At 36.0% G+C, this 1425-nt stretch carries 2 protein-coding genes; both read right to left on the bottom strand.

The genetic code is table 11. The features are described 5' to 3' along the window. Positions 1-15 precede the first annotated feature (15 nt). Positions 16-903 carry an IS3 family transposase gene (locus tag O3629_RS10095; protein WP_080976214.1) on the bottom strand — a complete coding sequence of 296 codons (888 nt, stop codon included), beginning with the start codon at positions 901-903 and terminating at the stop codon, positions 16-18. Continuing rightward, positions 834-1425, bottom strand: a 592-nt coding sequence (locus tag O3629_RS10090; RefSeq protein WP_371609143.1) for a transposase, incomplete at its 5' end; no start/stop codon positions are given. The genes O3629_RS10095 and O3629_RS10090, both read right to left, overlap by 70 nt.

The raw sequence follows: 1425 nt of genomic DNA, 5'->3' as shown, positions 1-1425 counted from the left end.
GACACATGTTATGAACTAAGTGGAACACATGGATGCTATCCTGTACATTACAGGTGGCATCCATTTTGTTTTTCCTTGTATTCTTTCATTGTTGTAATAACTTATGTATTCATCTAGTGCTTTTGAAAAGCTCTCAAATGATTCATATTCTTTCTCGTAGCTGTAGTACATTTCATTCTTTAGACGTCCAAAGAATGTTTCCATAATGCAATTATCTATGCAATTGCCACGTCTAGACATTGATTGGATAATTCCCCTGTTTTTTAGTTCCTGACGATAGTAGTTATGTTGATATTGCCATCCTTGATCTGAATGAAATATTAATCCTGTAAGTGATTTGAACTTTTTAAACGCCATCTCTAGCATTCTCTTGATTTGATTTAGGTTTGGACTCATCGACAAGTCATATGAAATAACTTCATTTGTGTACATATCAATTATCGGAGAAAGGTAACACTTTCCCCATGAAAAATTAAACTGAGATACATCAGTTGTCCACTTCTGAAGTGGTGCTGTTGCTGTAAAGTCTCTATCTATTATGTTTGGTGCTACTTTACCTACTTCACCCTTGAATGAGTGATACTTTTCTTTAGGTCTTTTGCCTTGCAATCCAAGTGAATGCATGATACGTTGTACTCTTTTATGATTGACAGAATTTCCACGTCTTAAGAGCTCTCTATACACTCTTCTCACACCATATCTACCTTTATGCTGGCTAAATATTTTCTTGATTTCTTCAGTGAGCTCAATATTTCTAAAGTCTACAGTATCAACTTTACTGATTTCGTAGTAGTAAGTTGATTTAGGCATATTTAAACCTTTTAGTAGGTGCTTTAATTGGTATCCTTCTTCTCTGAGCGCTTTGATGATTGCTGCTTTTTCGCCTTGAGTTGCGCAGCCCATCTTTCTTGCCTCAAGGCGATCCTTTTTTTTACTACTTCAATCTCCGCTTTCATTGCCACAATTTCTTCTCTTAGTCTGATTAACTCTTCACGTTCTGATTCAGTTAAAGGCTTGGGCTTAATCGTTTTCTTTTTCATATCAGGTTTCTTACTCTTGCGACCTTTCTTTTTATTCACAAGACCATTGTAACCTAATTCTTTGTATTTGCGAACCCAGGTATATAGCATTCCATTATTTATACCTGCAGAAACAGCAACTGACTTGTTGGATTGTCCTGCTAATACTTTAGCAACTAATTCATATTTCGCTTCAGGGGTCCACACTTTGTTATTACCTAAGTGCTTTAATGCATCTGGTCCATTTTGTTCTTCGATACGAACCCAGTATCGAACCATTAGATGAAAGTTTGATGTTTTTATTCCTTCTGGTGTTTCAGGCCATATTCCTTTTCTATATAGCTCAATACACTCTAACTTATACTCATGACTGTAACGCATGAAAATACCCTCCTTACTGGGTGTC

The organism is Streptococcus sp. 27098_8_12 (genome assembly GCF_041432115.1).
GTDB classification, from domain to species: Bacteria; Bacillota; Bacilli; order Lactobacillales; family Streptococcaceae; genus Streptococcus; species Streptococcus parasanguinis_V.
Note: the sequence above shows the minus strand (reverse complement) of the source record. Positions and strands in the feature narration are given on the sequence as shown.

What these genes read in the sequence shown, in the direction of transcription:
- O3629_RS10095 (WP_080976214.1), bottom strand. Translation starts at nt 903, where the DNA reads ATGGGCTGCGCAACTCAAGGCGAAAAAGCAGCAATCATCAAAGCGCTC.